General features: G+C 72.5%; 4 protein-coding genes and 1 pseudogene. All 5 read right to left on the bottom strand.

Annotated elements, in window-relative coordinates; all coding sequences use genetic code 11:
* Window positions 1-677, bottom strand: a pseudogene (locus tag G3N62_RS34930) (hypothetical protein); the annotation flags it as partial.
* Complete coding sequence (locus tag G3N62_RS34925; protein WP_034191193.1) at window positions 670-1,605, bottom strand: branched-chain amino acid ABC transporter permease; 936 nt, start codon at window positions 1,603-1,605, stop codon at window positions 670-672. The pseudogene G3N62_RS34930 and the gene G3N62_RS34925, both read right to left, overlap by 8 nt.
* A gap of 9 nt (window positions 1,606-1,614) precedes the next feature.
* Window positions 1,615-2,052 (bottom strand): thioesterase family protein, encoded by a 438-nt coding sequence (locus tag G3N62_RS34920; protein WP_034191208.1) that lies wholly within the window; start codon window positions 2,050-2,052, stop codon window positions 1,615-1,617.
* A 124-nt stretch (window positions 2,053-2,176) separates the two neighbouring features.
* Window positions 2,177-2,713: an NUDIX domain-containing protein gene (locus tag G3N62_RS34915; protein WP_034191194.1), complete on the bottom strand. Its 537-nt coding sequence runs from the start codon at window positions 2,711-2,713 to the stop codon at window positions 2,177-2,179.
* A gap of 121 nt (window positions 2,714-2,834) precedes the next feature.
* Window positions 2,835-3,383, bottom strand: a 549-nt coding sequence (locus tag G3N62_RS34910) for a YbfB/YjiJ family MFS transporter (RefSeq protein WP_206141514.1), incomplete at its 5' end; no start/stop codon positions are given.

The following is a 3,383-nucleotide window of genomic DNA, read 5'->3' as shown; positions in this document are numbered from 1 at the left end:
ACGAACAATTCGCCGACGATCTCGACGCGGGCATGCTCGCGTCGATGAACGAAGTGCGGCACATGCTCAACGACCTGCAGCGTTCGCTGGCCGAGCGCATGGACGAATTCGACCGCTTCGAGCGGCGTGCGCGTCAGCGCGTGCATGGCCCACGCCGAGACGATGCACCACGCGGCGATCACCGCATACGCGTGCGCCGGTGTGCCGAATTGCCCGTTGCCCCACGGCGCGCCGCTCGCGCGATCGATCGGCACGCCGCCGAGACCGCCGAACCACGCGGGCACGCTCCACGCCGCCGCCGCGACGCATTCGCCGAGCCCGAGCGTGATCATCGCGAACGCGGTGCCGGAGCGACGCGTCGCGAGCAGCCCGGCGACGCAGCCGAAACCCGCGCCGGCCACGCCGCCGACGAGCGGCAGCAGCGGCAGCGGGCCGCCGAGATGGTTGAACCAGTGCGCGGCGGCGAACGCACCGAGGCCCGCGAACGCCGCGTGCCCGAACGACAGCAGCCCGGTCGTGCCGAGCTGCAGGTTGTACGACAGCGCGAGCACGACGAGCGCGGCCGTCTGCGCGAGATAGCCGAGCACCGCGCCATGCGGCCACAGCCACGCGGGCAGCACGAAGCACGCGGCGAACAGCGCCCAGCGCGCGAGTCCGGCGAACGCGCGGCTACGCATCGGCACGCTCGCCGAACAGCCCGCGCGGCCGTGCGACCAGCACCGCGACGAGCAGCAGGTACGGCACCAGCGGCGCGAGTTGCGCGATCGACACCGCGGCCACGCGGTCGGGCAACGCGATGCCGATCCATTGCGCGAGGTCGCGCAGCGACGTGTCGCTCGCGGCCGCGAACGTCTGCGCGAAGCCGACCGCGAGCGACGCGACGAATGCGCCGCCGAGCGAGCCGAGGCCGCCGATCACGACGACCGCGAAGACGACCGACCCGACGGTCTCGGCCAGCGCGGGTTCGATCACCGCGAGCGGCGCGCCGATCACGCCGGCCAGCGCCGCGAGCGCGGTGCCGGCGCCGAACAGGCCCGTCATCACGCGCGGCACGTCGTAGCCGAGCGCCTCGACGGCCGCGCGATGCGTGAGCGCCGCGCGCACGACGAGCCCGAGGCGCGATGCGCGCAGCAGCGCACCGAGCGCGACCAGCATCGTCGCGGACATCGCCATCATGAACAGCCGGTAGCGCGGCAACGCGAGGCCGAACACGCTCACCGGCGCGCCGTCGAACAGCCGCGGCACCGGTGCCGGCAGCGGCGCGAGGCCCCAGGCGAGTTTCGCGCCCTCGCCGATCAGGTACGCGAGACCGAAGGTCAGCAGCAGCTCACTGGTATGGCCGCGCGCCTGCACGCGGCGCAGCAGCGTGCGTTCGCAGCCGGCGCCGAGCAGCCCGACCGCGAGCGGCGCGAGCACGAGCGCGGGCCAGAAGCCCGCCTGGGCCGCGATGCTGTAGCCGACATACGCGCCGAGCATGTAGAAGCTCGCATGCGCGAAGTTCAGCACGCCCTGCACGCTGAAGATCAGTGTGAGGCCGGCCGACAGCATGAACAGCAGCAAGCCGTAGCTGAGGCCGTTGAAGGCCTGGAGCGCGAACGCGTGCACCGCGAGCCGTCAGGCCGTGAGCGGCTCGAGCGCGGCGCGCAGCGCATCGGGCAGCGGCACGGGGCGGCGTGTCTCGCGATCGACGTACACGTGCACGAAATGGCCCTGCGCGGCGGGCGACGCAGCGCCTTGCGCGAACAGCCCGACCTCGTAGCGCACGCTCGACGTGCCGAGCTTCACGACGCGCAGCCCCGCGTCGACCGACTGCGGAAACACGAGCGGCGCGAAGTAGTTGCACTGTGTCTCGACGACCAGCCCGATCGTCTGCCCGTGCTCGACGTCGAGCACGCCCGCGCGGATCAGGTACTCGTTCACGACGGTGTCGAAGTAGCTGTAGTAGACGACGTTGTTCACGTGCCCGTAGACGTCGTTGTCCATCCAGCGGGTCGTGATCGGCAGGAAGTGGCGATAGGCGTCGCGCGGACGCGGCTGCGGCTTGTCGGACATGGCGATGGCGGTCAGGACGATGGAAACGGTGAGGACGACGCGCGGCGGCCGTGCGGCACGGCACGCCGGCATGAAGCGCCACGCCGCGGCGCGGCGAATGACACCCTGCGGGCAGGCCGGCCCGTCACTGCCCCGGCCGGTCGACGAACTCGACATCGAGGCCGCGCGCACGCATCCAGTCGGCGAGCGCGAAGCCCGTACCGGCACGCCACGGGCGCAGCAGCGGCGGATCGACGAGCCGGTATTCGAGCAGTTCCGGCGACAGCGACACCGTGCCCGACGCCCGCACGTGGTACGCGATGATCAGCTCGTTCTTGCGGATGAATTCGTACACGCCGACGAGCGACACGTGCTCGGCCTTCAGCGCGGTTTCCTCGAACACCTCGCGCGCGATGCCGTCCTCGGGCGTCTCGCCGTTTTCGAGGAAACCGGTGATCAGCGCGAACATCCCCTCGGGCCACGCGGCGTTGCGGGCGAGCAGGATCTGGCCGTCGAGCTCGACGATCGCGGCGACGACCGGCAGCGGGTTGTTCCAGTGCACATAGCCGCAAGTGTCGTCGGGACACGCCTGGCGGATGCGGCCGCCTTCATGTTCGGGATCGGCGCGCTCGGTCAGCGGGCTCGCGCAGCGCGGGCAGAAGCGGTAGTCGGCGGTGGTCATCGGTGAGGATCTGGCGAGCGCCGGACGGCCGCCTCCCGGCTGCCCGCGCACCCGCTCGGCGCGGGAAAGGCTTCATTCTAGCGAGTTTGCCCGCGCCGCAGACGATCCGTCCCCGCCGGCGTCAGGATTGCCGGCGCGCGCGCGCGGCGGTCGCCGCGAAGCCGGCGGCGCCCGCGAGCAGCGCGGCGACCGCGACCCACAACGCCGGCGTGAACGACCCGAAAGGCGCGGCCAGCGGCGCCGCGACGAGCGGCCCGAGGATCTGCCCGATCCCGTACGACGCGGTCGCATAGCCCATCAGCCCGGCCGCGCGCTCGCCGTGCAGCCGCCGCGCCTCGCGCATCGCGAACAGCGTGATCGCGGTGAACGGCAGGCCGAGCAACGCGCTGCCCGCCGAGAAGCCGGCCGCGTTCGGCCACACGATGCCGGCCACGATGCCGAGCGCCTGCGTCGCGCAGCCGGCCGCGAGCAGCAGCCGGTTGTCCCAGTGGCCGGGCAGCCGCGCGGCCGTGATCGCGCCGACGATCAGCGCCGCGCCGAACATCGGCCAGAACAGGTCCGGCCACGGCGAGCCGGCCGGCAGCGCGGCGCGCGCGATCACCGGCAGGAACGTCGCGGTGATGATGTAGCCGAAGCCCGGCGCGCCGTACAGCACGACGAGCCACGCGGG

Source organism: Burkholderia sp. Tr-20355 (assembly GCF_017104685.1).
Taxonomy (GTDB): Bacteria; Pseudomonadota; Gammaproteobacteria; order Burkholderiales; family Burkholderiaceae; genus Burkholderia; species Burkholderia seminalis.
Note: the sequence above shows the minus strand (reverse complement) of the source record. Positions and strands in the feature narration are given on the sequence as shown.

Coding starts and splice junctions, on each gene's coding strand:
- G3N62_RS34920 (WP_034191208.1), bottom strand. CDS start 2,052: ATGTCCGACAAGCCGCAGCCGCGTCCGCGCGACGCCTATCGCCACTTC.
- G3N62_RS34915 (WP_034191194.1), bottom strand. CDS start 2,713: ATGACCACCGCCGACTACCGCTTCTGCCCGCGCTGCGCGAGCCCGCTG.